This window comes from Syntrophobacter fumaroxidans MPOB (assembly GCF_000014965.1).
Classification (GTDB): Bacteria; Desulfobacterota; Syntrophobacteria; order Syntrophobacterales; family Syntrophobacteraceae; genus Syntrophobacter; species Syntrophobacter fumaroxidans.
In genome coordinates this window covers 3,674,914-3,701,893 of record NC_008554.1, presented here as the reverse complement: position 1 = coordinate 3,701,893, position 26,980 = coordinate 3,674,914, and the positions used below count along the sequence as shown (strand labels likewise).

The 26,980-nt window shown below is 60.3% G+C and carries 23 protein-coding genes and 1 pseudogene; 6 read left to right on the top strand and 18 right to left on the bottom strand.

Features of this window, described 5'->3' with window-relative positions; all coding sequences use genetic code 11:
* Positions 1-13 precede the first annotated feature (13 nt).
* The 3 genes from ffh to SFUM_RS15520 form a co-directional block, all read right to left on the bottom strand.
* Positions 14-1,378 (bottom strand): signal recognition particle protein, encoded by a 1,365-nt coding sequence (gene ffh, locus SFUM_RS15530; protein WP_011699834.1) that lies wholly within the window; start codon positions 1,376-1,378, stop codon positions 14-16.
* A 223-nt stretch (positions 1,379-1,601) separates the two neighbouring features.
* Positions 1,602-3,647, bottom strand: coding sequence for a sodium-translocating pyrophosphatase (locus tag SFUM_RS15525; protein ID WP_011699833.1), 2,046 nt, complete (start codon positions 3,645-3,647; stop codon positions 1,602-1,604).
* Positions 3,648-4,226: 579 nt separating this feature from the next.
* Positions 4,227-6,071 (bottom strand): dynamin family protein, encoded by a 1,845-nt coding sequence (locus SFUM_RS15520; RefSeq protein WP_011699832.1) that lies wholly within the window; start codon positions 6,069-6,071, stop codon positions 4,227-4,229.
* Between the two features lie 328 nt (positions 6,072-6,399).
* Here SFUM_RS15520 and SFUM_RS15515 point away from each other — a divergent pair, with 328 nt between their 5' ends.
* Positions 6,400-7,284: a lytic murein transglycosylase gene (locus SFUM_RS15515; protein ID WP_049766389.1), complete on the top strand. Its 885-nt coding sequence runs from the start codon at positions 6,400-6,402 to the stop codon at positions 7,282-7,284.
* Between the two features lie 12 nt (positions 7,285-7,296).
* Here the strand turns inward: SFUM_RS15515 and coaD are convergent, their stop codons facing one another.
* The 13 genes from coaD to ilvN (SFUM_RS15450) form a co-directional block, all read right to left on the bottom strand.
* On the bottom strand, positions 7,297-7,803 hold the full coding sequence (coaD, locus tag SFUM_RS15510; protein WP_011699830.1) for a pantetheine-phosphate adenylyltransferase: 507 nt from the start codon (positions 7,801-7,803) through the stop codon (positions 7,297-7,299).
* A 43-nt stretch (positions 7,804-7,846) separates the two neighbouring features.
* The gene (rsmD, locus tag SFUM_RS15505) at positions 7,847-8,404 is read right to left on the bottom strand and encodes a 16S rRNA (guanine(966)-N(2))-methyltransferase RsmD (protein WP_011699829.1); all 558 of its coding nucleotides are present in this window, start codon (positions 8,402-8,404) and stop codon (positions 7,847-7,849) included.
* Positions 8,405-8,409: 5 nt separating this feature from the next.
* A complete protein-coding gene (locus SFUM_RS15500; RefSeq protein WP_011699828.1) occupies positions 8,410-9,429 on the bottom strand; it encodes an aspartate-semialdehyde dehydrogenase in 1,020 nt (339 codons plus the stop codon).
* An 81-nt stretch (positions 9,430-9,510) separates the two neighbouring features.
* Positions 9,511-10,584, bottom strand: a complete 1,074-nt coding sequence (locus SFUM_RS15495; protein ID WP_011699827.1) for a 3-isopropylmalate dehydrogenase — start codon at positions 10,582-10,584, stop codon at positions 9,511-9,513.
* Between the two features lie 46 nt (positions 10,585-10,630).
* The gene (locus SFUM_RS15490) at positions 10,631-11,128 is read right to left on the bottom strand and encodes a 3-isopropylmalate dehydratase small subunit (protein WP_011699826.1); all 498 of its coding nucleotides are present in this window, start codon (positions 11,126-11,128) and stop codon (positions 10,631-10,633) included.
* A 48-nt stretch (positions 11,129-11,176) separates the two neighbouring features.
* Positions 11,177-12,436 carry a 3-isopropylmalate dehydratase large subunit gene (gene leuC, locus SFUM_RS15485; protein ID WP_011699825.1) on the bottom strand — a complete coding sequence of 420 codons (1,260 nt, stop codon included), beginning with the start codon at positions 12,434-12,436 and terminating at the stop codon, positions 11,177-11,179.
* A gap of 292 nt (positions 12,437-12,728) precedes the next feature.
* A complete protein-coding gene (gene pssA, locus SFUM_RS15480; RefSeq protein WP_011699824.1) occupies positions 12,729-13,592 on the bottom strand; it encodes a CDP-diacylglycerol--serine O-phosphatidyltransferase in 864 nt (287 codons plus the stop codon).
* Complete coding sequence (locus SFUM_RS15475) at positions 13,577-14,242, bottom strand: phosphatidylserine decarboxylase family protein (protein WP_011699823.1); 666 nt, start codon at positions 14,240-14,242, stop codon at positions 13,577-13,579. The genes pssA and SFUM_RS15475 overlap by 16 nt, the downstream gene beginning before the upstream one ends.
* 130 nt (positions 14,243-14,372) lie before the next feature.
* Positions 14,373-15,374, bottom strand: coding sequence for a ketol-acid reductoisomerase (gene ilvC / locus SFUM_RS15470; protein WP_011699822.1), 1,002 nt, complete (start codon positions 15,372-15,374; stop codon positions 14,373-14,375).
* A gap of 129 nt (positions 15,375-15,503) precedes the next feature.
* Positions 15,504-16,004, bottom strand: coding sequence for an acetolactate synthase small subunit (gene ilvN / locus SFUM_RS15465; RefSeq protein ID WP_011699821.1), 501 nt, complete (start codon positions 16,002-16,004; stop codon positions 15,504-15,506).
* A gap of 38 nt (positions 16,005-16,042) precedes the next feature.
* Complete coding sequence (gene ilvB, locus SFUM_RS15460; RefSeq protein WP_011699820.1) at positions 16,043-17,761, bottom strand: biosynthetic-type acetolactate synthase large subunit; 1,719 nt, start codon at positions 17,759-17,761, stop codon at positions 16,043-16,045.
* Positions 17,762-18,229: 468 nt separating this feature from the next.
* Entirely contained in the window at positions 18,230-19,915 is a 1,686-nt protein-coding gene (gene ilvB, locus SFUM_RS15455) for a biosynthetic-type acetolactate synthase large subunit (protein WP_011699852.1), read from the bottom strand.
* A 39-nt stretch (positions 19,916-19,954) separates the two neighbouring features.
* Entirely contained in the window at positions 19,955-20,473 is a 519-nt protein-coding gene (ilvN, locus tag SFUM_RS15450; protein WP_011699818.1) for an acetolactate synthase small subunit, read from the bottom strand.
* Between the two features lie 249 nt (positions 20,474-20,722).
* Here ilvN (SFUM_RS15450) and SFUM_RS15445 point away from each other — a divergent pair, with 249 nt between their 5' ends.
* Positions 20,723-21,304, top strand: coding sequence for an HD domain-containing protein (locus tag SFUM_RS15445; RefSeq protein WP_011699817.1), 582 nt, complete (start codon positions 20,723-20,725; stop codon positions 21,302-21,304).
* Here the strand turns inward: SFUM_RS15445 and SFUM_RS15440 are convergent.
* Entirely contained in the window at positions 21,292-21,666 is a 375-nt protein-coding gene (locus SFUM_RS15440; RefSeq protein ID WP_011699816.1) for a hypothetical protein, read from the bottom strand. The genes SFUM_RS15445 and SFUM_RS15440 overlap by 13 nt on opposite strands.
* Before the next feature lie 168 nt (positions 21,667-21,834).
* Positions 21,835-22,176 (bottom strand): hypothetical protein, encoded by a 342-nt coding sequence (locus SFUM_RS15435; RefSeq protein ID WP_011699815.1) that lies wholly within the window; start codon positions 22,174-22,176, stop codon positions 21,835-21,837.
* 855 nt (positions 22,177-23,031) lie between these two features.
* Here SFUM_RS15435 and SFUM_RS15430 point away from each other — a divergent pair.
* From SFUM_RS15430 to SFUM_RS23985, 4 genes and pseudogenes are all read left to right on the top strand, one after another.
* Positions 23,032-23,649, top strand: a complete 618-nt coding sequence (locus SFUM_RS15430) for an RDD family protein (protein WP_167321362.1) — start codon at positions 23,032-23,034, stop codon at positions 23,647-23,649.
* Positions 23,650-24,016: 367 nt separating this feature from the next.
* Positions 24,017-24,391, top strand: a complete 375-nt coding sequence (locus SFUM_RS15425) for a response regulator (RefSeq protein WP_011699813.1) — start codon at positions 24,017-24,019, stop codon at positions 24,389-24,391.
* Positions 24,392-24,439: 48 nt separating this feature from the next.
* On the top strand, positions 24,440-25,222 hold the full coding sequence (gene pcaD, locus SFUM_RS15420; RefSeq protein WP_011699812.1) for a 3-oxoadipate enol-lactonase: 783 nt from the start codon (positions 24,440-24,442) through the stop codon (positions 25,220-25,222).
* Positions 25,223-26,204: 982 nt separating this feature from the next.
* Positions 26,205-26,600: pseudogene (locus tag SFUM_RS23985) on the top strand (hydrogenase iron-sulfur subunit); the annotation flags it as partial.
* Between the last annotated feature and the right edge of the window lie 380 nt (positions 26,601-26,980).

Here is a 26,980-nt window from a genome sequence, read left to right as displayed (position 1 = left end):
TATCCGTGGGTAATTAAAAAGGAAAAAATGCTCTCTTGTGCTTTCCCTTCCCTTTCTTCTTCCTGGTCGCCGGAGCGGAACCCCCGCCGCCCATCATCTGCCGCATCATGCGCCGGGCTTCCGAGTAGCTCTTGAGCAGCCGGTTCACCTCCTGGACCGATGTTCCGCTGCCGTCGGCAATACGCTTGCGACGGCCGGCATTGATGATGTCCGCATTCCTGCGCTCGCCCCGGGTCATGGAATTGATGATCGCTTCCATGCGGACGAACTCCTTCTCGTCCACCTGCAGTTTCTTCAGCTCCTTGAGCTTTCCCATGCCCGGGAGCATCCCGAGGATCTGTTCCAGGGACCCCAGTTTCTTCACCTGGCGCAACTGGTTGCGAAAATCTTCCAGAGAGAAGGTATCCTCCCGGAATTTCTTCGCCATTGCCAGGGCTTCTTTTTCATCGAAGGCCTCCTGGGCCTTCTCGATCATCGACAGCACATCTCCCATCCCCAGTATCCGCGAGCTCATCCGGTCGGGATGGAAGACTTCCAGGGCATCCAGCTTTTCGCCAAGTCCGATGAACTTGATCGGGCACCGCGTCACGGCCCGGATGGACAGAGCGGCGCCTCCGCGGGCGTCGCCGTCGAGCTTGGTCAGGATCACCCCGCTGAGACCGAGTGTTTCATGAAACGCGCTCGCCACCTGGACCGCGTCCTGGCCGGTCATGGCGTCAGCCACCAGGAGGATTTCCGCCGGCTGCAGAATCTCCTTCAAACGGCCGAGTTCGCCCATGAGTTCCGTGTCGATGTGCAGCCGTCCGGCGGTATCCACAATCAGCGTATCGCAGTTGTGCTCCCGGGCGTAACCCTGGGCTTCCCGGGCGATCTCCTCGGGCTTTTGACGGACCGTCGAGGGATACACCGGCAGGTTGATCTGTCCCGCCAGAGTCACCAGTTGCTCGATGGCGGCCGGTCGATAGACGTCGGCGGGCACCAGGCAGGGCTTCCGGTGCTCCTGCACGAGCTTTCGGGCAAGCTTTGCGGTGGTGGTCGTCTTCCCGGAGCCCTGAAGCCCCACCATGAGCAGGCAGACCGGAGGTTTTCCGATCAGGCGAAGCGGTTCGGACTGCCCGCCCATGAGGTCGGTCAGCGCCTCGTTGACGATCTTGATCACCTGCTGGCCCGGCGTGAGACTGGTCATCACCTCCTGGCCGACCGCGCGCTCCGCGATCCCGGTCACGAAATCCTTGGCCACTTTGTAGTGGACGTCGGCTTCCAGGAGCGCCATCCGGACCTCTCGCAAGGCCTCCCGAATATTCTCCTCGGTCAGTTTTCCCTGGCCGCGCAGATTCTTAAAAATTCGTTGAAACTTATCCGACAGATTGTCAAACATAATGGCTCACGTTCTTTCCCGCGTGATTTTGCATTCCCGCAGGCTGCACTCTATCTGCATTGGCCTGCCAAGTCAACAAATCGCGGGGATACGGCCTTGAAATGCGCTTTCTTTCGAGAACGACCTCATAAAGCGGGAGATAACCGGAACGATCGGGCCGGGGGAAGGAGGGGCGATGATCAACCGGTGGGGATGGCTCCCCACCGGTTTGCTTTCGCAACGTCTACTTCAGCAAAGGCACGATCAACAGGGCCACGATGTTCACAACCTTGATCATGGGGTTGATGGCCGGGCCTGCGGTGTCTTTGTACGGGTCGCCGACGGTATCGCCGGTGACCGCGGCTTTGTGGGCGTCGGAACCCTTGCCGCCGTACATTCCGTCTTCGATGAACTTCTTGGCGTTATCCCAGGCGCCGCCGCCGCTGGTCATGGCGATGGCCTGGAACAGACCGGTCACGATGCTGCCGATCAGCACGCCGCCGAGAGCTTCCTTCCCGACGAGCAAGCCCACCACGAGCGGGGCCGCCACGGGGATGAGGGCCGGAAGCATCATCTGCTTGATCGCGCTCTTGGTCACGATGTCGACGCACTTGCCGTATTCGGGCTTGGTGGTGCCTTCCATGATTCCGGGAAGTTCCCTGAACTGACGGCGAACCTCCTCGACCACGCCTCCGGCCGCCTTACCCACGGCTTCCATCAGCAGGGAGCCGAAGTAGTAGGGCAGAAGACCGCCGATAAAAAGCCCGACAATGATCTTCGGATTGGACAGGTCAAAGAAGATCTGGGTCGGAAACGACCTGGAGTACTCGGCGAAAAGAACCAGGGCCGCAAGACCCGCGGAACCGATGGCATAACCCTTGGTGACGGCCTTGGTGGTGTTTCCGACCGCATCGAGCGGATCGGTGATGGCGCGCACGCTCTCGGGCAGCTCGGCCATTTCCGCGATACCCCCGGCGTTGTCGGTGATCGGCCCGTAAGAGTCGATGGCCACCACGATACCCGTCATGGACAGCATCGCCACGGCGGACAGAGCGATGGCGAACAACCCCGCGGCCGGATTGCCGCTGAAACCGCCGCCGAGCTGGTAGGCCCAGATGATGGCGCCGCAGATGACCAGGGCGGGCAGCCCGGTACTCTTCATGCTCACCGCGAGGCCGGCGATGACGTTGGTGCCGTGACCGGTCACGCTGGCGGCCGCGATGTGCTTAACGGGGCCGAAGCTCTTGGAGGTGAAATACTCGGTGATCATAACGATCAGGCCGGTCAGCACCAGGCCGATCACGGCCGTCGTGAAGACGCCCATGGAGGAGAATGCGGGCTGTACTCCGGGGAGCTTGAGGAACCAGTCGGAGGCGAAGTAAAACGCCACCGCGGCCAGAATACCGGATACCGCAAGGCCTTTGTACAGGGCGCCCATGATGTACTGGTTCTTGCCCAGGCGGACGAAGTAGGTACCAATGATGGAGGCGACGATGGAAATCCCGCCGATCAGCAGGGGGAACTCGATCCAGGGACTATCGGCGCCGAAAACCGTTTTCGCCAGAAGCATCGCGGCCACGAGGGTCACGGTGTAGGTTTCATAGAGGTCTGCCGCCATACCGGCGCAGTCACCCACATTGTCTCCGACGTTGTCCGCGATAACGGCCGCGTTTCTGGGATCGTCCTCGGGAATTCCCGCTTCGACCTTGCCGACCAGGTCGGCGCCCACGTCAGCGGCTTTGGTGTAAATGCCGCCCGCGATACGGGCAAACACGCTCATCAGGGAGCAACCGAAACCAAGACCCACCAGGGCGTGGAATGCGTCATCGACGGGGGCCATCGACTTCGCGACCAGGTAATACCCGGTGATGCCGAGCAGACCGAGACCGACCACCATGATACCGGTCACGGACCCGCCCTTGAAGGCAACGTTGAGTGCCGACTGAATCCCCTTCTTGGCGGCTTCCGTCGTCCTCACGTTGGCCTTAACGGAGACCATCATGCCGATGTAGCCGGCCACTGCCGAACCCACGGTGCCGACCAGAAACCCGATCGCCGTCCACTTGCCCAGATAAACCAACAGGGCGGCGAGGATAACCGCCACGACCGCGACGGTTTTGTATTCGCGGTTGAGGAAGGCGACAGCGCCTTCCTTGATGGCATCCGAGATCTGTTGCATCTTCTCGGACCCGGCACTCTGCTTGGATACCCACGCCGCGGTCACCAGCGCGTAGATGACTCCCAACGCACCGCAGACGAGGGCGAATTGCGTAATGAGACTGGCGTTCATGTAGATAGTCCTCCTTCAAAAGATTTTGGCATTGACTTCACTCTCCTCAGGTCAGGGGCTGGGTCACCCCGCTTTGTTGCGCAGTCCGTTCCCCTCGGGACCTCCTTTGCTCATCTGAAGATTTTGAAAGGCTGATTCCATACGATTCGACACGATATTAATGCCTTGAGAAGTCCCTCCCTCAAGAGGGGGTCTCAGTGGATCACAACAGCGAGAAAGCCCGGCACATGGTCCGCTCCGTCCCTCTCCGCGATTCAATCGGTCCCGGAGAGCGTTCAGAATGGTCATGTCAGATGAGGCACCGGATTAAGAAGGACTGAATTGACAGGCTGTCTGCTTGGTTTTCAGCACAGTTTTTCTTGTCTCTCTCGCGGGTTCCGAGCTTAGTAACAAGACGGGGTCTCGAAGATATTCCCTCCCCAAATGCGCGACAAAACTACTTTAGCAGCACCTGCTTTGTCAAGCATAAAAGCTCAAGGAAAAACAGCATGATCCTCAACCCGGCAACTCGGCGGACGAAACGCGGCGACCGCGCACGGCCCTCCGCCTTCGAACGAAAATTCTTCATCCCCCAGCCGCTCACATGGCTTCGCATTGGCGGATGATCTCCGCCAGCCGCCGCCCGGTTCCCTCCAGGCGCGCAAGCTCGGCGCCGTGCGCGGCATTCAGGGCCTCCACCTCCTTTTCTCCCCTGGACTTCAGGTCCATCCCCAGCGCAATGGCCGCCCCGATCCCCTCCATCGTGGCATCGATCCGTTTCATCATCTCCGACCTGAACCTGCGCCTGCCGCGGTCGATTCGGCTCAGAAAATCGAACCTCAAACGCCCGCTCTGCATTTCGATCGTCTCGAGCATGTGACGGCGTCGCTTGCTCACGATCAGACGATTCGCAAAGTCGTAGAGGAATGTCTTGAGCTTTTTGAATTTGTCGCTGATGTATCCCGGGGCCACCTGGGTGAGCGAATCGGTCAGCAAGTCGAGCCCCACCGCTTCGCTCCTGAACTTCAGATAGAATCCGGATTCGCCGGCCCAGGCCGGCTCCGGGGCCGATGCGCTGAAGGGTATGGCAAACAGCTGCGAGGAGAACTTCATCAGTTCATCCACCGTCTCGTTCGCCCTGGTCACGAATCTCGAACAGATCGACTCGAATTCCTTCGCAAGCGTCTCCTCCTCGACCTCGCACCACTCGAGGAAAGCCCGTTCGATCCCCTCCGTGACGTATTTTTCCAGAGCTTCGCTCAGTTCCTTGAGAGACAGTTCCCGGTGTTCTTCGTGAAAGCGGTCGAATCCTTCCTCCATCTGCGGAATAAGATCTTTTTTCAAAACGGCAAGGTCTTCGTCGAGTTTTTTTCGAATGAGCCGGTCGACCTCGCCGTCGAGGAGCACATCGAAATCCTGCTTGTCGCGGATGATTTCCTCTTTCTTGGCATCGAAGCGGGCGATCTTGCCCTGAAGTTCCTCGAGCGGGGTCAGAATGGACTGCAGCTCGAGCTCGATCTCGAGGCGGCAACGGGCGATCGTCCTCGCCAGGCTGTTGGCGACGGAGAGCAGAAGCACCTTCCCCTTTTCGCGCAGCAGGAATTCGTTCAGCACCTCCGCGAACGCCTCGATCCTGCTCGCCTTCAGCGTCTGTGCCGTCCCTTCCAGCTTGCCCTGGAGGGCCAGTTTCGCCGAAACCGGATAAACCCGCACCCCGCCGCCCAGAACCTCCTCCAGGGCTCCCCTGGAAAAGACAATCGACTTCTCGATTTCATCCTCCGTGAGGTGGTCGATCTTGTTCAAAAGGAAGAATATCCTTCCCGAATACTGCCGCACGTCGGCCAGAAATTCCAGCTCGGCCTTGCTCACGGGCTGGTCGACCGAGAGCAGGAAAAGGGCGGCGTCGGACTTGGGCAGGTAGCGATAGGCCACATCCGTATTGTGGACATACACCGACCCCACGCCCGGGGTGTCGATCAACCGTACACCGTCCTTCAGATACGGCGACGGGTAAGTGATGATCACCTCCTTGACGTTCTTCATGTTGTTGGGATTGCCCGCTTCAGTAACGTATTCGGAAAGGGTGAGCGGATCGGCCTCCCGCACCTGCCCGTCGTTATAAAACACCTTCACGCGGAGCTCTTCCCCGTAGGACAGCACGGTGACGATGGAAGTGAGGGGAACCACCGAAACCGGAAGCAGATCGGCACCCATCAGGGCATTGATGAGATAGGTCTTGCCTCTCTTGAACTGACCGACGACCACCAGGTTGAAGGTGTTCGTTTCCACCTTCTCCCTCAGTTCCGCGCAGGGCTGGGTACACGACCTCTCCAGGGCCAGGACGTCGGCAATGCATTCCAGCAGCCGCGACCGCAGTTGCTGGAATTCTCCGATTTGCCGCGGTCGGCTCTCGGCTGTGGGAATCGCTTCGGGCTTAGCGTTCATGGATCGCCTCGAAAAAAAACTCCTGCCGAACATTCTTCAGCAGGAGTGATCAGCATCGGCAGATTGTAACGGCAAAGGAATGTTTTTCTGTTTCGTTGCAATGCAAAGAGTGCTTACGTATAATAAATGGTCTGAAAAACCTCAAGCAAAAACAGCCGCAACCGGCGACTCCGGGTGATGCCGAATCGGGTTTGCCGTTGCGGTGATCCATCACTTCGGGCGAAGCGGGGTGTTCGGAAGTCAAGCAGGTGGAGACCCTCGACCGACGCCTGGAACGACCGCCGGTTGTTCGCACCGCGGCATGAAGCCGACATCGAAAGGAGACGTCTTGAACCAACCGCTCCCGCACAGGACCGTGTGTACCCCGATCGTTTGCCTGCTCGCCATCGTGACGTGCCTTTGCGCGGCTTTGCCCGGCCCGGCCGCGGCCTACGACATCTATGCCCCCCTCAAGCAGAGGCTCATCCAGGACGGCCTGCGCCCGAACGTGGTGTCGCTCGCCTTTCAGCCCCCTCCGCCTCCGCAGTACAAGATCGTGGCGCTCACTTTTCGAATCCGGGAAGGCAAGCGCAGTTACGCGCAGTTCCTGACTCCAGCCTCCATCGCCAAGGCGCAGCAGTTTCTCGATCGTCACGCCGCCACGTTCGCCAGGGCCGAAAGCGCGTCCGGGGTGGACCGGCGGGTGATCGCGGCCATCCTGCTGGTGGAAACCCGGTTCGGCAGCTACACCGGTCAGACGCCGACACTGGCCGTTTTTTCCACGTTCGCCGTCATGGACCAAAGGGAGAACCGGGACAAGATCTGGTCCATGCTGACGGTCAGGGACCGCAAGCGATGGAACAGGGACGCCTTCGACCGCAAGATGATGGACCGTTCCAAGTGGGCCTACCAGGAACTGAGCTCGTTGTTGCGGTGGGCCGACTCCAACGGCATGGACGTACAAGCTTACCGAGGCTCCGTGATGGGGGCGATCGGCTGGGCGCAATTCCTGCCTTCGAGTCTCGTGCGATACGGCATGGACGGCGATCAGGACGGCGTCGTCGACCTGTTCACCGCTCAGGACGCCATCTTCAGCGTGGCCAACTACCTGCGCGGGCACGGCTGGACGGAGGCCCGGACCGAAGCGGAGAAGGAGCGCGTGATTTACGCTTACAACCACAGCCGCCCGTACTGCGAGGCCGTGTTGGGAATCGCCGACCGGTTGCGCCTGTAAACGGGACAGGGCTCAAAGCGACCGGTTCGGTTCCTTCAGCCGCTCCGCCAATCGTTTTTCCACGGCCGGAGACACCAGCCCCGTCACACAGCCCCCGGACATCACCACTTCCTTGATGATGCGGGAACTGATGTATATCCACCGCATGCCGGTCATGAGATACAGGGTCTCGATCTCCGTGCTCAACTTGCGGTTCATCAACGCCATCTGGAATTCATACTCAAAGTCGCTGATGGCCCTCAGCCCCCTGAGAATGGTGTTGGCCTTGATGGACGACACGTAATCGACCAGCAACCCGTTGAACGACCCGACCTGGATCCGGCTTTGCATGGGATGCCCTTCGATGCTGGCATTGATCATCTCCAGCCTCTCCTCGAAGGTGAAGAGCGGCTTCTTCCCGGGGTTGGCCGCCACCGCGATGACAATACTGTCGAAAATCTTCAGACCACGCTCGATGAGATCCAGGTGGCCGTTGGTGATGGGATCGAACGAACCGGGATAGACCGCCACTTTTTTCATTGCCGACTCCTTTGAAATCGTCGCCTTGGGTTCGCCTGCCGCTTCAACGGGGAACATCTCTCACAAAGAATGAAATCCGCGTGTCGCCATACCTGCGTTCCTCGGTTTTCACCCAGCCCTCCTGAGGGGTCGTCGGAAGAACGTCCTTCGCATGGTGCTCGCCGATCACCAGTGTATCGGAATGGGTCACTTTGCCGAGACGCGGAAGGCTTGCTTCGAGGCAGCCCTTTCCGTAAGGGGGATCCATGAACACCAGATCGAAGCTCCCGCCTTCTTCGGCAAGCCGCAGGAGCGCTTTCCGAACCGGGGCAAGAATGACCCGCGCACGGTCCTGAACGCCGCATCTGGCGATGTTTTCCTCGATGATGCGCACGGCATCCCGGCTTTGATCCACAAAAACGGCCCGTGAAGCCCCTCGGCTCAACGCCTCCAGGCCGAAAGCTCCGGTTCCGGCAAACAGGTCGAGCACTCGCGCGCCGGGAACATGAGGCGCTATGATACTGAAGACCGCTTCGCGCACTCTGTCGATGGTCGGCCGGATACGCGCGTCCCCGGGCGAACGCAGGCGCCGGCCGCCGAATTGGCCGGCCACGATCCGCATGGTCGTCAGATCAGGTTCCGCGCCGCGAGTATTTCGGCAATCTGGACGGCATTGCTTGCGGCTCCCTTGCGGATATTGTCCGCCACCACCCACATGGCCAGCCCGTTTTCCACCGATGGATCCATTCGGATTCTGCCCACCAGGGTGTCGTCCGTGCCGGCCGCCTGCAGCGGGACCGGGTACCGGTGCTGCCCCGGGTCGTCCACGACGATTACGCCGGGAGCCCCGGACAGGATTTCCCGGACGCGCTCCGCCGAAATCGGGGCCCTCGTCTCGATATTGACGGATTCGGAATGACCGAAGTACACCGGCACTCTCACCGTCGTCGCACAGACCTGAATTTCGGGGTCTTCGAAGATCTTGCGCGTCTCGTTGACCATTTTCATCTCTTCTTCGGTGAACCCGTTGTCGAGAAAGGCCCCTATGTGCGGGAAACAGTTGAAAGCGATCTGGTGGGGGTAGACCTCCCTGGTGACTTCCCTGCCCTCGCTCAGGTCCGCCACCTGCCTGCGCAACTCTTCGATGGCCCGCTTTCCGGTGCCCGAAACGGCCTGGAACGTGGTCACGACGATGCGCCTGATCCCGACCGCATCCTGAATGGGTTTCAGCGCAACGACCATCTGGATGGTCGAACAGTTGGGATTGGCAATGATCGTCGGATGGTCGCCCAGGGCATGAGCGTTGACCTCCGGGACCACCAGCGGAATCCGGGGATCCATGCGGAATGCGCTGGAATTGTCAACCACCACGCAACCCGCTTCCGCAGCGATGGGGGCGAACTTCCTGCTCACGCCCGAACCCGCCGAAAACAAGGCCAGTTGAACCCCCCGGAACGACTTCTCGGTGAGCTCCTCGACCGGCAGCATTCGGCCCTTGTAAGGCAGGCTCTTTCCGATGGACCGCGCCGACGCGAGCAGCTTGAGCTCACCTACCGGAAAGGAGCGCTCCTCCAGGACCTGGATCATCAGGTTTCCAACCGCGCCGGTGGCGCCCACCACTGCAACTCGAAAGGATTTTTCCGCCATTTTTCCCGTTGCCTTTCTGTCCGTTCCCGTTCCCCTCAACACAGGGGGCACAGGGTTGATCCGTTGCCGACTGCCGCGGGTTCATGCCCCGGCGATGTACTCCGCCACGAGGTCGCCCACTTCGCTGGTGGAGCGCCCCATCCGCCCCGCCGACAGGCTCTTGATGTCCCGCGCCACCACCTTCTTGATGGCCTTCTCGATCAGCGCCGCGGCAGGGCGCTCTTCCAGATGGTCCAACATCATTTGCACCGCGGCGACGGCCGCCAGGGGATTGATGACGTTTTGCCCGGTGTATTTGGGCGCGGACCCGCCGATGGGCTCGAACATGGACACGCCCGAAGGATTGATGTTGCCGCCCGCGGCAATTCCCATCCCGCCCTGGATCATGGCCCCGAGGTCGGTGATGATGTCCCCGAACATGTTGTCCGTCACGATGACGTCAAACCACTCGGGGTTTTTCACCATCCACATGCACGTCGCATCCACATGGGCGTAGTCGGTCCCGATATCCGGGTATTCCCCCGCCACTTCGTTGAACACGCGCTGCCAGAGGTCGAAGGCATAGGTCAGGACGTTCGTCTTGCCGCACAAGGTCAACTTTTTCCCGGCGTTCCTCCGGCGGCAGAAGTCAAACGCGAAGCGGATGCAACGCTCGACGCCCACGCGCGTGTTGATCGATTCCTGGATCGCCACCTCGTGAGGCGTCCCCTTGCGTAGAAAACCGCCCGAACCGGCGTACAGCCCTTCGGTGTTCTCGCGCACAACGACGAAGTCGATGTCCTCGGGCCTCTTGTCCTTGAGGGGAGTCTCCACCCCGGGATACAGGATGACCGGACGCAGGTTGATGTACTGGTCCAGTTGGAACCGCAGCTCCAGCAGAAGCCCTTTTTCCAGGATTCCCGGCTTGACGTCGGGATGTCCTATCGCGCCGAGCAGAATGGCGTCGAAAGTCCGCAATTCATCGAGAACTCCCTGCGGGAGGATATCCCCGGTCTTCAGGTACCTCTCGCCGCCCAGGTCGTAATGCACCTTCTCCACCTTGAAGCCCTTCACGGCGGCGACCGCGTCGAGCGCCTTGAGCCCTTCCCGGACCACTTCCGGCCCTGTGCCGTCTCCGGGAATCACCGCAATGCGATATGCTTTTCCTTGTGCCATAACCCGCCTTCCGTTCGTGTAATGTCGTGTCGGTCAAAAATCGGGACTATTCCCCGGAGAGCTGTTCCCGAACATAGGGCATCAACCCGCCCACCCGGAGAAGCTCCTGCATGAAAGGGGGCACGGGGTGCGTATGGTATTGCTCCCCGGTGGTGAGGTTGAGAATGATTCCCCGGTCCACATCCACTTCCAGTTCATCGCCTGTCCTGACCGCCGCTGCCGCATCGGGGGATTCCAGGATCAACAGCCCCATGTTGAAGGCGTTGCGGTAGAAAATCCGCGCAAAACTGTGCGCGATGACGCAGCTCAGCCCCGCGGCCTTGATCGAAACCGGTGCGTGCTCCCTGGAGGAACCACACCCGAAGTTCTTCCCCGCGACGATGATGTCGCCCGCCTTCGCCTTCTTCACAAATTCGGGATCGGCGTCTTCCATGCAGTGCCCGGCAAGGAACTTGGGATCGGAAGAAATCAGGTACCGAGCGGGAATGATGGCATCCGTGTCCACGTCATCCCCGAATCTCCATGCTTTTCCTTTTAGTTTCATCGAATGGACCTCATCTGCATCGCCATGGTTGCCTTCGGAACGAACATACTACAGTTCATCCGGATGGACGATTCGTCCCGCAACGGCCGAAGCCGCCGCCACCGCCGGATTGCTCAGATAGATTTCGCTTTCGGCGTGGCCCATGCGACCCAGGAAATTGCGGTTCGTGGTCGCCACGGCCTTTTCGCCGGCGGCCAGGATTCCCATGTGACCGCCGAGACAGGGGCCGCAGGTGGGGGTGCTCACCGCGGCTTCCGCGTCCACGAAAGTCTCGAGCAACCCGTTTCTCAGGGCCTGCCGGTAGATCTCCCGGGTTGCCGGAATAATCATGCAGCGTACCCCGGGGGCGACCTTCCTGCCCTTGAGGATTGCGGCGGCCGTTTCGAGATCCTCGTAGCGCCCGTTGGTGCAGGAACCGATCACCACCTGATCGATGACCGTCCGCGGGATCCGGGAAACCGGACGAACGTTGGCGGGCGAGTGCGGGAGCGCTACCATGGGCTCGAACGCGGAAACGTCCCATTCATGGACGGATTCGAAGGCCGCATCGGGATCGCTCCGATAGAATTCATAGGATCTTTTGGCCCGCCCCTTCACATATTCCTCGGTGACGGGATCGGGGGCTATGATGCCCGCCTTGGCGCCCGCTTCGATGGCCATGTTGCACATGGAGAAGCGGTCCGACATCGGAAGCCGGTCGATGACCTCCCCCGTGAACTCCATGGCTCGATAGCGGGCCCCGTCCACTCCGATCTGTCCGATGGTGTACAGGATGAGATCCTTTCCCCCCACCCACGGCCCGAGCTTGCCCCGGTACACGAACTTCATGGAAAAGGGCACCTTGAACCAGACCCGTCCCGTGATCATCGCCGCCGCGAGATCCGTGCTGCCCACTCCCGTGGCGAACGCGCCCAGTGCGCCATAGGTGCAGGTGTGACTGTCCGCACCGATGACGACGTCACCCGGAAGCACCAGCCCCTGTTCCGGAAGCAGCGCGTGTTCAACCCCCATCCGGCCCACTTCGAAGTAGTGCGTGAGGTTCCATTCCCGTGCAAAGTCCCGCAGGATCTTGCACTGCATGGCCGAGGCGATGTCCTTGTTGGGCGCAAAGTGGTCGGGAACGAGGGCAATACGCTCCGGGTCGAAAACGCGCGAGGCCCCAACCTTGCGAAACGCCTCGATCGCCAGCGGCGCGGTGATATCGTTTCCCAGAGCGAAATCGATGCCGGCTTCGATCAGGTCGTCGGGAAGGACCGTCGATTTGCCCGAGTGCCTGGCCAGGATTTTTTCACTGATGGTCATGGGCATGGTTCTCTTCACCTCTTGCTCGATCCCCCGGGAAAATGTCCGGCACCTCGCAGGCGCGGGCAAGTCAAGGTTCTCGAGCCCATGTTGTTGATCGGCTTTCAGCCGAATACTCCACCCGCAGACGCACTTTTCATGCATTCCCCGGGTAATCCGAGGCGGTCACAGCCACAGGACGGGACCGGCACGGCGAACCCCGGCAATCAGCCGGTTCCGGCGCAGGAAAACCCCGGGCTCGGCGTCGCTCGAACCGTCCCTGCACCCGCTCCACCACAATCAGCCGGTTGACCGTCGGTCAGGTTTGAGACTGTTCTTCGGCGGGCGCCGGTTGCCCGGGGCCCTCCTCCGCGGCCTCCACCGACTTGGGCGGCTCGACCACCGGCGTACCGGGTTTTCCCTTGAGACGCCATATGACATAGCGGACCGGTCCCGATACGAGGTAGACCATAAGCATCAGGAAGAGCATCAGGCCGGGGTTGACGGCCACGATCGTCAGCCCGAGAACAGCCACGAACAGAACCGTGATGGGTTTGGCCTTGACGATTTCAAAATCTTTGAAGCTGTTGTAGGGGACCGTGCTGACCATCAGGAAACCGAGGATGTACGTGGCCACGAGCAGGAGGACCCCTCCGGACGGCGGCAGCGTGATCTCCAGCACCTCGATGAACAGCAGGGTGGTCGCCACGACGCTCGCCGCACCGGGAATCGGCAAACCCACGAAGTATTTCTTGCTCGCGGTTTCCGTCTGCACGTTGAATCTGGCCAGCCGCAGGGCTCCGCAGGCCACGAAAACAAAGGCGGCCAGCCAGCCGAGTCGTCCGAAAGGCCGAAGGGCCCACAGGTACATCAACAGGGCCGGGGTCACGCCGAAGGCCACCAGATCCGCAAGAGAATCGTATTCGACGCCGAAACGGCTGGTTGCCCGCGTGAACCGGGCCACCTTTCCGTCCAGGATGTCGAACACGCACGAAACCAGAATCGCTATGGCGGCCCTGTCGAAGTGTGCGTCGATGGCGCTCACGATGCCGAAAAAGCCGCTGAACAGGTTGGCCGTGGTGAAGAGATTCGGCACGATATAAGTGCCCCTGGCCACTTCACCTTCCCTGAATCGGCGCCACTTGCGCTTCCTCGGGCGCCGCCTCTTTATTTCAGGCGACATAAGGCGGTTTCTCCCCCGTAGACGTGCTGCCCGCGAGACACCAGGAACTCACTGTCTTCCGGAACGTAGACATCCATGCGCGACCCGAAGCGAATCATCCCGAAACGCTCCCCCCTGACCACCTTGTCGTCGGCGCCCGGCCAGCACACGATCCGGCGGGCAATGAGCCCGGCGACCTGCGTCAGAACGATGTCGGCTCCCTCATCGGTCCGAATCCAGAGCCAGTTCTGTTCGTTCTCCCGGCCGGCTGCGGCTCGATTCGCCGCAAGAAAGCGTCCTTTCTGATAGCACACACCCCGAACGATCCCCGAACAGGGAATGCGATTCACATGAACATCGAACACGGACATGAAAATGCTGATCCGCAGACGCGGTCCCGGGATGAACCGCGCCGACTCTACCCTGTCGATGGCGATCACCTTCCCGTCGGCGCAGGAGACCAGTTCTCGATCGCCCGCCATGGCCACCCGCTCGGGATCGCGGAAAAAATGCCCAACGAGTAAAGTCACCGCCGTCAGAACCCAGGCAAGGAACGAACATCCCAAAATCGCGGCAACAAAGGTGACGAACATCCCCGCAACAATGAACGGAACCCCTTCCCGCGCCACCGGAATGTGTGCCGATTTCTGTCGAAAGTCCGTGCGATCCAAGTGAGTATTCCACCCCTCTCCGGCAGGCCCGCAATGGTCGATACGGCCCCCGGGGCTCCTCAGGTCAACGGCAAAAGCCGCTCCCCCGCACATGATCCATCCATGGGAGGGAGCGGCTTCCGGTCGTCGATCAAATCATCTTCACGGCATCGAGGAACGGCATCATGGAACGCAGCTTCGCCCCGACATCCTCCACCAGGAGTTTCTTCTCACGCTCGCGAGTGGTCCGAAACATGGGCCTTCCCGCCATATTCTCCAGAATCCATTCACGGGCGAAATCCCCTGACTGGACTTCTTCGAGGATCCGCTTCATTTCGGCGCGCGTCTCCGCGGTGATGATCCGCTTGCCGCGGCTGAGATCCCCGTATTCGGCGGTATCGCTGACCGAATAGCGCATGTAGGCCAGACCGCCCCGGTAGATCAAATCCACGATCAGCTTCAGCTCGTGCATGCACTCGAAAAAAGCGATTTCGGGCTGGTACCCGGCTTCCACCAGAGTGTCGAATCCCGCCTTGATGAGCTCGGACACGCCGCCACACAGCACGGCCTGCTCCCCGAACAGGTCGGTTTCGGTTTCTTCTTTGAACGTGGTCTCCAGGACACCCGCGCGAGTGGCGCCGATGCCCTTGGCATAAGCGAGCGCGATCTGCAGTGCATTGCCCGAGGCGTCCTGCTGAACCGCCACCAGGGCGGGAACCCCGGCTCCCCGCACGTATTCGCTGCGCACCAGGTGGCCGGGTCCCTTGGGAGCCACCATGACCACGTTGATATCCTTGGGCGGAACGATCTGACCGTAATGGATGTTGAAACCGTGCGAAAAAAGAAGCGTTTCCCCTGCTTTCATGGCGGGCCCCACTTCCTGCCGGTACAACTGCGCCTGAACGTGATCCTCGGTGAGGATCTGCACGATTTCGCAGGCTGCCGCAGCTTCCTTGGCCGAAACGGGGGAGAAACCGTCTTCCTTCGCCTTTTCGAAATTCTCACTGCCCGCCCGGTCGCTCACCACGACCTCGACACCGCTGTCGCGCAGGTTCTGCGCCTGGGCATGTCCCTGGCTGCCGTAGCCGACCACGGCGACCTTCTTCCCACGAAGTACATTCAGATCCGCATCCGCCTCGTAATAAATCCGCATACCGACACTCCTTGGTTTTGTGATTCACGGCTCCCGGCGCGCGACGCCCGGCCCCCTCTCGCTCGGCGGGCCGGACCGCCCCGAAGCAGGCCTCGGCACAGTGAGCCGTGAGCTTCCTCAGTTGCAGGGTCAATGTTTCTTGCTTCGGGCCAGCGCCGCTTTCCCGGTGCGGGCCACTTCCACTATACCGATCTGGCCGAGCAGTTCCATGATCGCCTGGATCTTGCTCTCGTTGCCGGTAACCTCAAGCGTATAGAAGTGAGGACTGACGTCAACCACCTTGGCCCGAAAAATATCCACGATGCGCAGGACTTCGGCCCTGGTCGGCGGTTCCGCCCGCACCTTGATAATCGCCATCTCACGATCGACGAACTCCGTTTCCGAGAAATCATACACCTTGATGACGTTGATCAGCTTGTTCAACTGCTTGACGATCTGAGACAGTACGCGCTCGTCCCCGGTCGTCACCAGGGTGATGCGGGTAAGGCCGGGTTCATGGGTTTCGGCCGCGGTAACGGTCTCGATGTTGTAGCCCCTGCCGCTGAACAATCCCACCACCCGAGCCAGAACTCCCGGTACGTTCTGCACCAGTATGCCTATGGTGTACCTCTGCTTTTCGCTGATTATCACTTGATTCCCTCCTGATGCTTTCGTCGAGCCGTGGGAAGCTACGCCAGAAGCATCTCGGTTATGCTCTTTCCGGGCGGGACTATGGGGTAAACGCCTTCTTCCCGCGACACGAGGAAGTCCATCAGTACAGGCTTTCTGATCTTGAAAGCTTCCCGCAGAACCGGCTCGACTTCTTCGGGCTTATTGGCCCTCAGCCCAATCGCTCCGTAGGCCTCGGCGAGCTTCACGAAATCCGGAGAGCCTTCCATGCAGGACCCCGTGTAGTTCTTCTCGTAGAAAAGCTCCTGCCATTGGCGGGGCAATCCCAGGTAGAGATTGTTGAGGATCGCCACTTTCACCGGGATGTCATTGCAGACGGCCGTACAAAGCTCCTGGATGTTCATCTGGATGCTCCCGTCTCCCGCAATGTCGATGACGAGCCTGTCGGGGAAGGCCATCTGCGCGCCGATGGCGGCCGGAAACCCGTAGCCCATCGTTCCCAGGCCTCCGGAGGTCAGCAGGGAGCGCGGGCGGTCGAATTCGAAGAACTGGGCGGTCCACATCTGGTGCTGGCCCACTTCCGTCGTGATGATGGCATCGCCGCCGGTGAGCTCCCAGATTTTTTCAATGACGTATTGGGGCTTTATGAGCTCGTTTCCCTGAACATAAGTGAGCGGATGTCCTTTTTTCCATGCGTTGATCTGATCGAACCAAGGGCGTCGCACGTCGGAAACACCTTCCAGGGGTTCGCCTTCGAACAACCGGATCAACTGCTGGAGCGCATTCTTGCAGTCGCCCACAATGGGAACGTCAACCACCACGTTCTTGCTGATGCTCGACGGGTCGACGTCAATGTGTATGATTTTGGCCTTCGGCGCAAACTCGCTGATCTTGCCGGTGACACGGTCGTCGAAGCGCACGCCGACGCCGAAGATCACATCGGCCTGGGATATCGCCATGTTCGCCTGGTAGGTGCCGTGCATCCCCACCATACCCAGCCAGAGCGGATTGGGCCGCCGCCGGCCTTTGGCGTCGGCAATCCCGGCCGGAAAACAGCCAAGGCCCATGAGCGAGCAGGTCACCGGGGCCTGGATCAGGTCGGCTATCCTGATCAACTCCTGCGATGAATCCGAAATGATGATACCGCCTCCCGCGAAGATGAGCGGCGATTTGGCCTTCCTCAAAACCTCGTACGCCCGCTTTACCTGCCCGGAATGGGCTTCGACCGTGGGACGGTAGCCGGGAAGGTCCACCTTCTTGGGATACTTGAAGTCGGTGGAGGCCTGGATCACGTCCTTGGGCAGGTCGACCACAACCGGACCGGGCCGCCCCGTGCGCGCCAGGTAAAACGCCTCGCGAATCACCCGGGACATGTCGTTGACGTTGCGCACGAGGTAGCTGTGCTTCGTGCACGGACGTGTAATGCCGATGATGTCCACTTCCTGGAAGGCATCGTCGCCGATAAGCGGCGTCGGCACCTGCCCGGTAAAGACCACCATGGGGACGGAATCCATGTACGCGGTGGCGACGCCGGTGACCGTGTTGGTGGCGCCCGGGCCGGAGGTAACCAGGCACACACCGACGCGTCCGCTCGCCCTGGCGTAACCGTCGGCCATGTGAGCGGCACCCTGTTCGTGGCGCACCAGGATGTGCCGAATATTGTGCTTTGGCATCTCGTGGTATATGTCGAGCACTGCCCCGCCGGGGAAACCGAAGATGACCTCGACCCCTTCCTTCTTCAAGCACTCGAAAAATATCTGAGCTCCCCGCATTTTCATAAAGGTCCTTATAATGATGGATTGACTCCGAAAATCAAGAGCTGATCGACTGCCCCGCTCCATCTCGGGCGGCGACGCATCGACACAACTAAATCGAAGCAATTTTCATGAGATAGACGGGTGATTGTACGTGACATGTCACACCCTGTCAACGGTCCGTACTCTTCGAACGGACGATGATTCCGGGCCGCGTCCGGGTCCGCGGCTTTCAGTCGCTGCGGACTGTGAACCGGCGACGATCTCATACCCGTACCTGGGGAGAGGCAATGAACGGGAGGAAGTCCGTGAGCGCTGGCTTGGAGATTGGAGGAGAACGACGGGGTTCGAATGGACCCCAAAACCGCTGGCCCCCTTCGTCTCTCCGATCGAACCGCAAAACCGCGTGGAAAGTCACTCGCTGCAATTCCGGCCCGGACAGGCCGTTCGAGCTTTCCGGTCCCCTTCCTCGGGCTGAAAATCCTCCTTCGATCAGGAGCAGTCGATCGCCTCGTGGATCCCTTTTCCGGCAAGTACCATGGGCGATACGTTTTCTTCGGCTGCGACCAGGCAGTTGACAATGGCCGCTCCGGGGGCCTCAATTATCCCCGGAAGCCGGGAAGTCACCTCCTCTTCCGTTCGCAGCGTGTGCCCGGGAATTCCATAGGCTTTGGCCAACGTTTCAAAATCCGGGTGGAACCGGAAATTGACCGACATGTAACGGCCTTCGCAGTAAAACTCTTGCAACTGCCGCACCATGCCGAGGGCATGGTTGTTCAGGATGATGATCTTGGCCGGCACACCCTGTTCGATCATGGTGCCCAACTCCTGCATGGTCATCTGGATACTGCCGTCGCCGGTCACCAGCACAACCTTCGCGTTCGGCCGACCAATGCTCGCGCCGATGGCCGCGGGAAGGCCGAACCCCATGCACCCCAGTCCCCCCGAGGAAATCAGCGTGCGGGGGGACTTGAAACGGTAGTACTGAGCCACCCACATCTGGTGCTGGCCGACGTCCGTGGCCACAATAGCGTTCCCCCGCGTGCAGGCCCACAGCTGTTCGATGATGAACTGGGGTTTCAGGCCGCCTTCCCGGCTGTACGAAAGGGGATGCTGCTCCTTGAGCTCCCGTATGCGGGCCAGCCAGGCCGAGCGATCCGTCTTTTCCAGCTGCGGCAAAAGCGACTGGAGCACCGTCTTCACGTCTCCCACCAGGGGCACGTGCACGTTGACGATCTTGCCGATCTCGGCAGGGTCGATGTCGATGTGAATGACCGTAGCCTGAGGGGCGAAGGCATTGATGTTCATGGTGACGCGGTCGTCAAACCGCGCTCCGAGGCCGATCAGCAGGTCGCATTCGGTGATGGCCAGATTCGCGTAACGCGTCCCGTGCAAGCCGAGCATTCCGAGAAAGAGCGGGTGGTCCCCGGGAAAACCGGCCAGTCCCATGAAAGTGTTGGTCACCGGAGCGGAAATGGTCTCCGCCAGCTGGAGCAGCTCCCCGGCCGCATCCGAGGTGACGATCCCACCCCCGGCGTAAATCACCGGTCGTTTGGATTTGCGGATCAGTTCCGCGATCTCACCGATCTTCGCGGGGTGCCCGCGGTACGTCGGCTTGTACCCGCGCAGCCGCACCGTGCCCGGGTACTTGAACGAAATCACGCTCTGCGCCACGTCTTTGGGCAAATCGACCAGCACCGGACCCGGACGTCCCGTGGAGGCGATATGGAAAGCGTTCTTCACGATGGCCGGCAGCCTCTGGGGATCCTTTACCAGGTAGTTGTGCTTGGTGACCGGCATGGTGATGCCGAATATGTCCACCTCCTGAAAGGCGTCCGTGCCGATTTGACTGGTGGGAACCTGGCCGGTGAAAACCACAAGGGGTATGGAATCCATGTACGCGTTGGCAATCCCGGTGACCAGGTTGGTGGCCCCCGGCCCCGAGGTGGCCACGCAAACCCCCACCCGGCCGGTGACCCTTGCGTATCCGTCAGCGGCGTGCACCGCTCCCTGCTCGTGCCTCACCAGCACGTGCCTGATACGCGAAGAATGGTACAAAGCATCGTAGACCGGCAGGATCGCCCCTCCCGGATAGCCGAACACCACCTCCACGTTTTCCTTTTCGAGGCACTTTATCAACGCTTCTGCAACGGTGATCTCCAAAACCATACCTCCCATGTGCGGACCGGGGCCGCACCAGCCCTTCCGCAGCCGGCCCTAAGACTCTATCTCCTTCGATCCGCCGTCCACGCTGACGAACCTTGCGCCGCGCAACATGGCAACCTTCCCGGTCCGAACCAGTTCCTTGATCCCGTACGGGCGCAAGGACTCCTCGAAGGCATTGATCTTCCCCTCGGTCCCGGTACACTCGAACGTTATGGTCTTGCGGGCCAGATCGACCACCCGCGCCCGGAAGATACCGGCGATGTGCATGATTTCCACCCGCTGGCTGGGCTCGGCCGCCACCTTGACCATCACCAGTTCCCGATCGACGTATTCATCGGTGGTGATGTCGCTGATCTTGATGACGTCGATCAGCTTATGGAGCTGCTTGGTGACCTGCTCGATGTAATGGTGATCGCCCTCGACCACGATGGTCATCCTGGACACATCGTTTCGCTCGGTACGGCCGACCGCCAGGCTGTCGATGTTGAATCCCCGCCGGGCAAACAAGCCGGCGACCCGGGTCAGGACACCGGGACTGTTTTCCACGAGAACCGAAAGGGTGTGTTTCATCCGTCCCGAAACCTCCTCGATCCGACACCTTAATCAAGGTACATGCGATTAAACGAGCTATATAGTATATAGTATATAGTAACCGAAACCCGATGAAAAGCTAAAACGATGAAATTTCGAGGCGCCCTTGTCGAATTGGTTTGCCCGCGGAAACCGGTTCGACTAGTCTGATTCCCGCACAGAGCAGCCCCGGAGGGCAGGCGGCCAAAACCGCGCATCCATCGACCGATTGGAAAGGAAACACGCACATTGAATCACAAGGACATCGTTCATTTCTTCTTCGAGCTGGGAATGCTCAAGAAAACCCCCCGTTCAGGGTTCCAGTTTCTCGGTTCCGGCAAGGAATCCGTTGCGGAGCATTCATACCGGGTGGCCATGATCGGCTACACCCTCGCCACGCTCACCGATCATCCCGACCGGTACAAGGTCGTCCTTCTGTGCCTCTTTCACGACGTCCCCGAGGCCCGGACGGGCGACCTCAACTATGTCAACAAGCAGTATGTCGTTCCCGATGAGACCTCAGCCGTCAACGATCTTGCCTCGACTTTGCCGTTCGGGTCCGAATACCGGGAGCTGCTGAAGGAATATCGCGACGAGGAGACGGAGGCGTCGAAGCTGGTGCATGATGCCGATCAGTTGGACCTCATCCTGGAGCTCAAGGAACAGCACGACCTCGGCAACACCTACGCGCGCCAGTGGATTCACTTCGCGCTCAAACGGCTGAAGACGGACATCGGCAAGCGACTGGGCGCCGAAATCCTGCGCACCGACTCGGCAGACTGGTGGTTCAAGGGACACGACCACTGGTGGCTTCGGGATCAGGAGGAGTGATCCCTCCTGCGCCGTTCCAATATGGACACCACTTTTGCCGCCGACCCGCCGGCCGCCCCGGGGTCTTTGCGGGCCGCTTCCCCGGATTCCTCCTCCCCGGGTGACGAGCCGTCCGTGATTACTTCCGCATCCGGGGCGACAACCTTTTCCAGCCTCATAGGCCTCCCGCCCATGGTGAATTCCACGCCGTCGATGTAACCGCGCCGCAATATCCAGGTCACCACGAACAGCGGAACCTGCAGCACCAACAGCTTCGCATGGAACCAGTCCGGCTTCACGTCCGGGGAAATCGATTCCACCCGCGCGAAGAACGCCGGCGTATCGTCCATGTAAACCAGCACCACGTCGCCTTCCTGGGTCATTCCCGTAATCCCCGGCCCGGAACGCGCTCCGATGAAACGCACTCCGGACCGTTCAGAATCGTCACATTCCCGCGGCACCCTGTATCCAAATCGGAAGCGGCCGGTATCGTTTTCGCCGACGCCGTGAAACGCACCGCCGTCGGCATTCGCCCTCCCCGTCGCTTGTTTTCAGCGTTGGGATATCGCCCTTCGGGAGGCATTGTCACAAGGCCCCAGGACCCTCACCGATGAGGGATCGGCGTAGAACCGATCGCGGGGCAGAAGCTCGCCCCGGACCCGGATTTTCTTTCCCTCGTAAGGCGCAAGGTTCAGTTTCTGGACATTGATCCGGTAGACGGTGACCTGCTTTTTCCCGGCGGGGTCCGCGGACCCCCGGTGAATCGAATAGAGCGTCCCGCCAATGACGCAGCCCGTAAGGGTGCGAGGCACCGGTCCGGATGCCCATGCCGGTCCGGCCAGCGTAAGTCCGCAAAGCACCATGATACCGATAACGGCCGTTGGAAGCCTCATTTCTTTTCTCCCCCGTCTAAATTGGCTTCGCCCGGGATATCCGGACCTGCCGGTTTTTTGCCATCATACCACAGCCGCGTGCAATGTCCGATTGCTTTTGACGGCCCGGAAGGTGCCCGAGGAACTTTTTCCTCATTCTTTTTCCTGTTCCCTCATAAGAATTCCGTCGCAGTACGAAAAAGCCTGACGTATGGAAGACTCAACCTTTTTCCCTTTTGCATCAAGACCCTTCAAGTCATCTGTCGTCTATCCTTTGCCTATAGGAACATCATGACATCAGGCTGTTCACGGCGGCATTCCGATATTGATTTCGGAGCATTCGATGTGAATATATTGGAAAAAGCATTTCAGAACCTCATTCGGAAAGCCGATTGATCGTTGAAAGCGATTGTGAAAGATTTGAGCGCCTGGATCGCGTTCCACTTGTATCAACATAAGCGCCTGGAGCATTCCGGAAGGCGTTCCATCGGGAGGACGCAAACCCTGTTGATCAATTGCAGCGGATTGCGTTCCCCCCAATTCAAACCCGGACGCCCGGAGGATCGTATGCGAATTGTATGCCCGACGTGTGAGACCGTTCACCACATCAAAGACGGCCGAGTTCCCCGCAAGAAGGCTACCGGCAAGTGCACGCAATGCGGCGCACGTCTCATCATCGATCCCGGACAACCGGCGCCCGGTGTGGAAGCGGCCTTGCCGTACGCCGCAAGCCGAAACGTTCCAGTTGAAAAGTCCCATGTGCCCGGCAACCCCAAAATGACGGCTGCGCCCGACGCGGACAGGCCCCTCCCGGCGCCTGTCCGAGATAAGCATCTTTCCGCGCATGGCGGGGACAAACCGGCTCCGGCAGGCAACATGAACAAACCGTTTCGCGCAGGCGGCAGGGACAGGCCGATTCCCCCTCAACGCGCGAAAAGGCGTGTTCCCGCGCCGAAAAGGCCCATCCGGAGCGACCTGGGGAAAGCCGGTTCCGCGTGGAGGCGCATCGTCGCCTTTGCACTGGATATGGGCCTGGTCGCAGGCGCCACCTTCGCGATGACCATCGTGCTGCCCGCATCGTTTCAAATCCCCGGACTGCCGGCGCTCGGGCTCTTTGGAGCGCTTGCAATGCTGTATTTCGGCATCCTTCAGAGCTCTCCGGGAAAGGGACAGACCTTCGGAAAATACATCACCGGGATCCAGGTGCTCGACGAAGAGGGCCTTCCGCTTTCCTTCTTTCGCTCCGTCGTCAGGTTCATGTTCACGGCCCTGCCTGCGTGCCTGGCCGTCCTGGCGCTCCCTCCCAAAACGGGCGCCTCGACGATCGACGCCACCTTGACGGCCGCTTTCCTGGGAATCTGTCTTTTCGACGTCTATCTCTTTCTTTTCGGTGGGCCCATGGGGCAGTCCCTCCACGACATGATGCTGGGCACATACGTGGTGGCCGCCCCCAAAGCGGGGCGAGTAGGCCGGGAACCCCTCTGGAACGCATAGGCCCCCTTCGCCGGGCTCTTGCTCTTTTCCCGGCCGTGTTCAACGCTCACCCCCGCCGAAACCGGAAGTTTGCCTCCAACTCGATCCGATCCTGTGGTAATGTTTGTATTGATATGACGGCCGGTTTCTCAAGTGAGGCCGCACATTGGCGCAAGCTCTTTCCCCGTGCCGACAGGGAGCCCCCTCCACCTTCGATCGCCTCTCGCCGCACGTTGCCCCTCAACCCGGTATTCAAGGGGCGTGGCGGCTCCACCGATCGAGAGCGGCCCCGTCGACTCGGGAGCGAAGGAATCCGCCGGGCATTCCCCCGCAGCCCCACGGTCCGGTAGGGCTTTCGAGGGTGTCCGGAAAGAAGGAGGATGAAGGAATGGCAAAGATCCTGATCGCAGATGACGACGCCCGGGTACGAGAGATGCTCGAAGAGACGCTCCAGGAGCTTGCCGACGAGGGCGTGGAACTGATCCTGGCCGGCAACGGCATGGAAGCCCTCGAGGCGATTCGGCAGCACCGGCCCGAACTGGTTTTCCTCGACGTCCTGATGCCCAAGATGAACGGTCTCGAAGTCTGCAACGCCGTGAGGAATCAGTACGGGCTGAAGGATGTTCACATCGTGATGCTCACCACGGAAGGGCAGGAATACGAAAACCGGCGCCTGGAAGAAGCGGGCGCCGACCGGTCGATGACGAAGCCCCTCGACCCCGACGACGTCTACGATACGGCCGTGGCCGTCCTGCGAGGGTAGCCGCGGCGCGCGCGCGTCGCTGAAGAACGGATGAAGGAGGAAAGACCGATGCGGGTTCGAGTCAACGACGTCCTGATCCGCTACGAAATGCAGGGGCCTCCGGGGGCGCCGGTGGTGACTTTCAGCCATTCCCTGGCCGCAGCTCTCGAATCGTGGGATTTGCAGCTGCCGCCGCTGCGCGACGCGTACCGGGTCTTGCGCATGGACACGCGCGGACACGGGGGTTCTTCGGCGCCGCCCGGCCCTTACACGATGGAGATGCTGAGCTCGGACGTGATCGGTCTTCTCGACCACCTGGACATCGCGCGTACCCATTTCGTGGGCCTTTCACTGGGCGGCATGATCGGCCAGGTCCTTGCCGTCGGTTACCCTGAACGGCTCGACAGGCTCGTTCTCTGCGACACCAGCAATCGCATGCCTTCCGAGACGGCTCCCGTCTGGGAGGAGCGCATCCGAACGGCGGAAACGCAAGGCATGACCGCTCTCGCCCGGGAAACCCTCGAACGCTGGTTCAGCGAGGCCTTCCGCCGGGATCAGCCGCAAGCGACCGAGCGCATCCGGAACATGATCGTTCGCACGCCGGTTGCCGGTTACACGGGGTGCTGCCGGGCCATCAGCCGGTTCGATCTGTCGGGAGAATTGTCCAGGGTGAAGGTGCCCACCTTGATCATGGTGGGGGAAAAAGACGAAGGCACGCCGGTGAGCGCGGCCGAAACCATTCAACGGCAGATTGAGGGATCGGAGCTGTTCGTCATCCCCGGCGCTTTGCATCTGTCCAACATTGAAGGCGCCGCTCATTTCAACCGGAGGCTTTTGAGTTTCCTGAGCTAGCGTTCCTCCGGGAAAGCATTGGAGAACCTGCTGCACCAAAAGACCGGGGCCATCCGCGGCGGTCCCATGCGGCATGGTTCGTTCAAAAACACCTCTACCCCGTCCCGACTCTGTTTTCCTCACGAAAAGACATGAAAAAACCACTGCATTATTCTTCATATTACGGATTTTCCGGGTCTTCTTCCTATGAAAAGCCGGAAAATCCATCGATATTATTGATTGTACAAAGAAGCCAAGGTCTTGTAAGCTTTTTGCGGATTATGACGGATCGTCTCAAGCGGAGCATTCTACTGCTTCCCGCCGCTCCCGAGCCTCTGTTGGAGTCGCGGGGATTGTCCTGGTTGGGAGCTTTTCCATGCAATTGTCTTTCGGCTTTGGGTGAAGTGGCTTGATGTTCCTGCCGGGGTCGGCAGGTTCAGAGCAAGGCTGAAAGATCCCTCGCCTTTCCTCGGTTCCAATCTTTGCGGTCAACTCATCAGCCGTGCTCTCCAGTTGTCCTGGTACGGGAAGGAACGAGAACCGGTCCTGACGGCCTCTGCCTGATGCGCGGCGGCTGCCCGGGTGTGGGGTCGGCAGCCGAGGCACGACCGTTGGCGTGAGTTCCCTCTCATGCATGATAAAGGCTTGCGGCAATGAATATCCGCATCGCCGAGTTCGTAATGCGTGCCGGCGCCCCATGGAGCGAACGGCCGAGGTGTCCGCGCCGGGGGTTCGAGGTCGTTTATGCTGCAATATCGACCCGTCCAAGAAGATTGCCACGGGAGGACTTAATGAACCCGTCATTTGCTTTTGTCCTCACTGGGGCTGCCGGGGTGCCGGCGACGGCAGCCGGTGCGGGAGAGCCCGGCGATCGGCGCTTGGCCCCGAGGAGGTCTCCCGGGGTGGTGGAAGCAGCGCAAGCCCGGTGGGAGGGGTTGGGCGTCGATAGTGGAAGAAGAGAAATGATGTGAGAGGCTCAGCTTTGACTTAAAGGAAATGAACCATGACCGATTCTTTCGAACCCAAGATCCTGGCTTTTCTATGCAACTGGTGTTCTTACGCCGGAGCGGACCTGGCAGGCGTTTCCCGTTTTCAGTATCCACCGACCATTCGCGTGGTGCGCACCATGTGTTCGGGCCGGGTGGATCCCGTTTTCATCGTGGAGGGTCTCCGGAGCGGATTTGACGCTGTGGCCGTGTTCGGGTGCCACATCGGGGACTGCCATTATCTCGACGGGAACCTTTTCACGGAACAGCGCATGGCAATGATTCGGGAGTTGTTTGAGCTCTCCGGGATCGGTGCTGAGCGGGCCCAGTTGAGGTGGGTGAGCGCCGCTGAAGGCCAGCAGTTCGCTCAGTTTGTGAAGGAGTTGAGCGATCTGACGCGGACGCTCGGCCCCTTCGACGCCAAACGGCAGGCGCTGGTCCTCTCAGCCCTGGAAGGTGCCCTCGCGGCTCCCCGCTTGAGGTGGCTCCTCGGTATGGAGCGGCCGCTCACCGAAGGGAAGAATGTTTACGGCGAAGCTCTCGACTTGGGAGAATACCGACAGGTGAAGGCAACGGCGGTCCGCGAGGAATATCGGAAAGCTCTCATCCTGGAATGCCTCCGCGAGGGTCCGCTTTCCGTTCGCCAGATCGCCGCCAGGAGCGGGCTGGGAGTCTACGAAATATCCTTGCTCCTGAGCGAGGTGGAGCGGGCGGGGTTGGTGGACCTGCATCATTACGAGGGGACAACCCCCCAATTTGTGCGCCTTGGTTTGTAAACGGATGGGGAACGCGG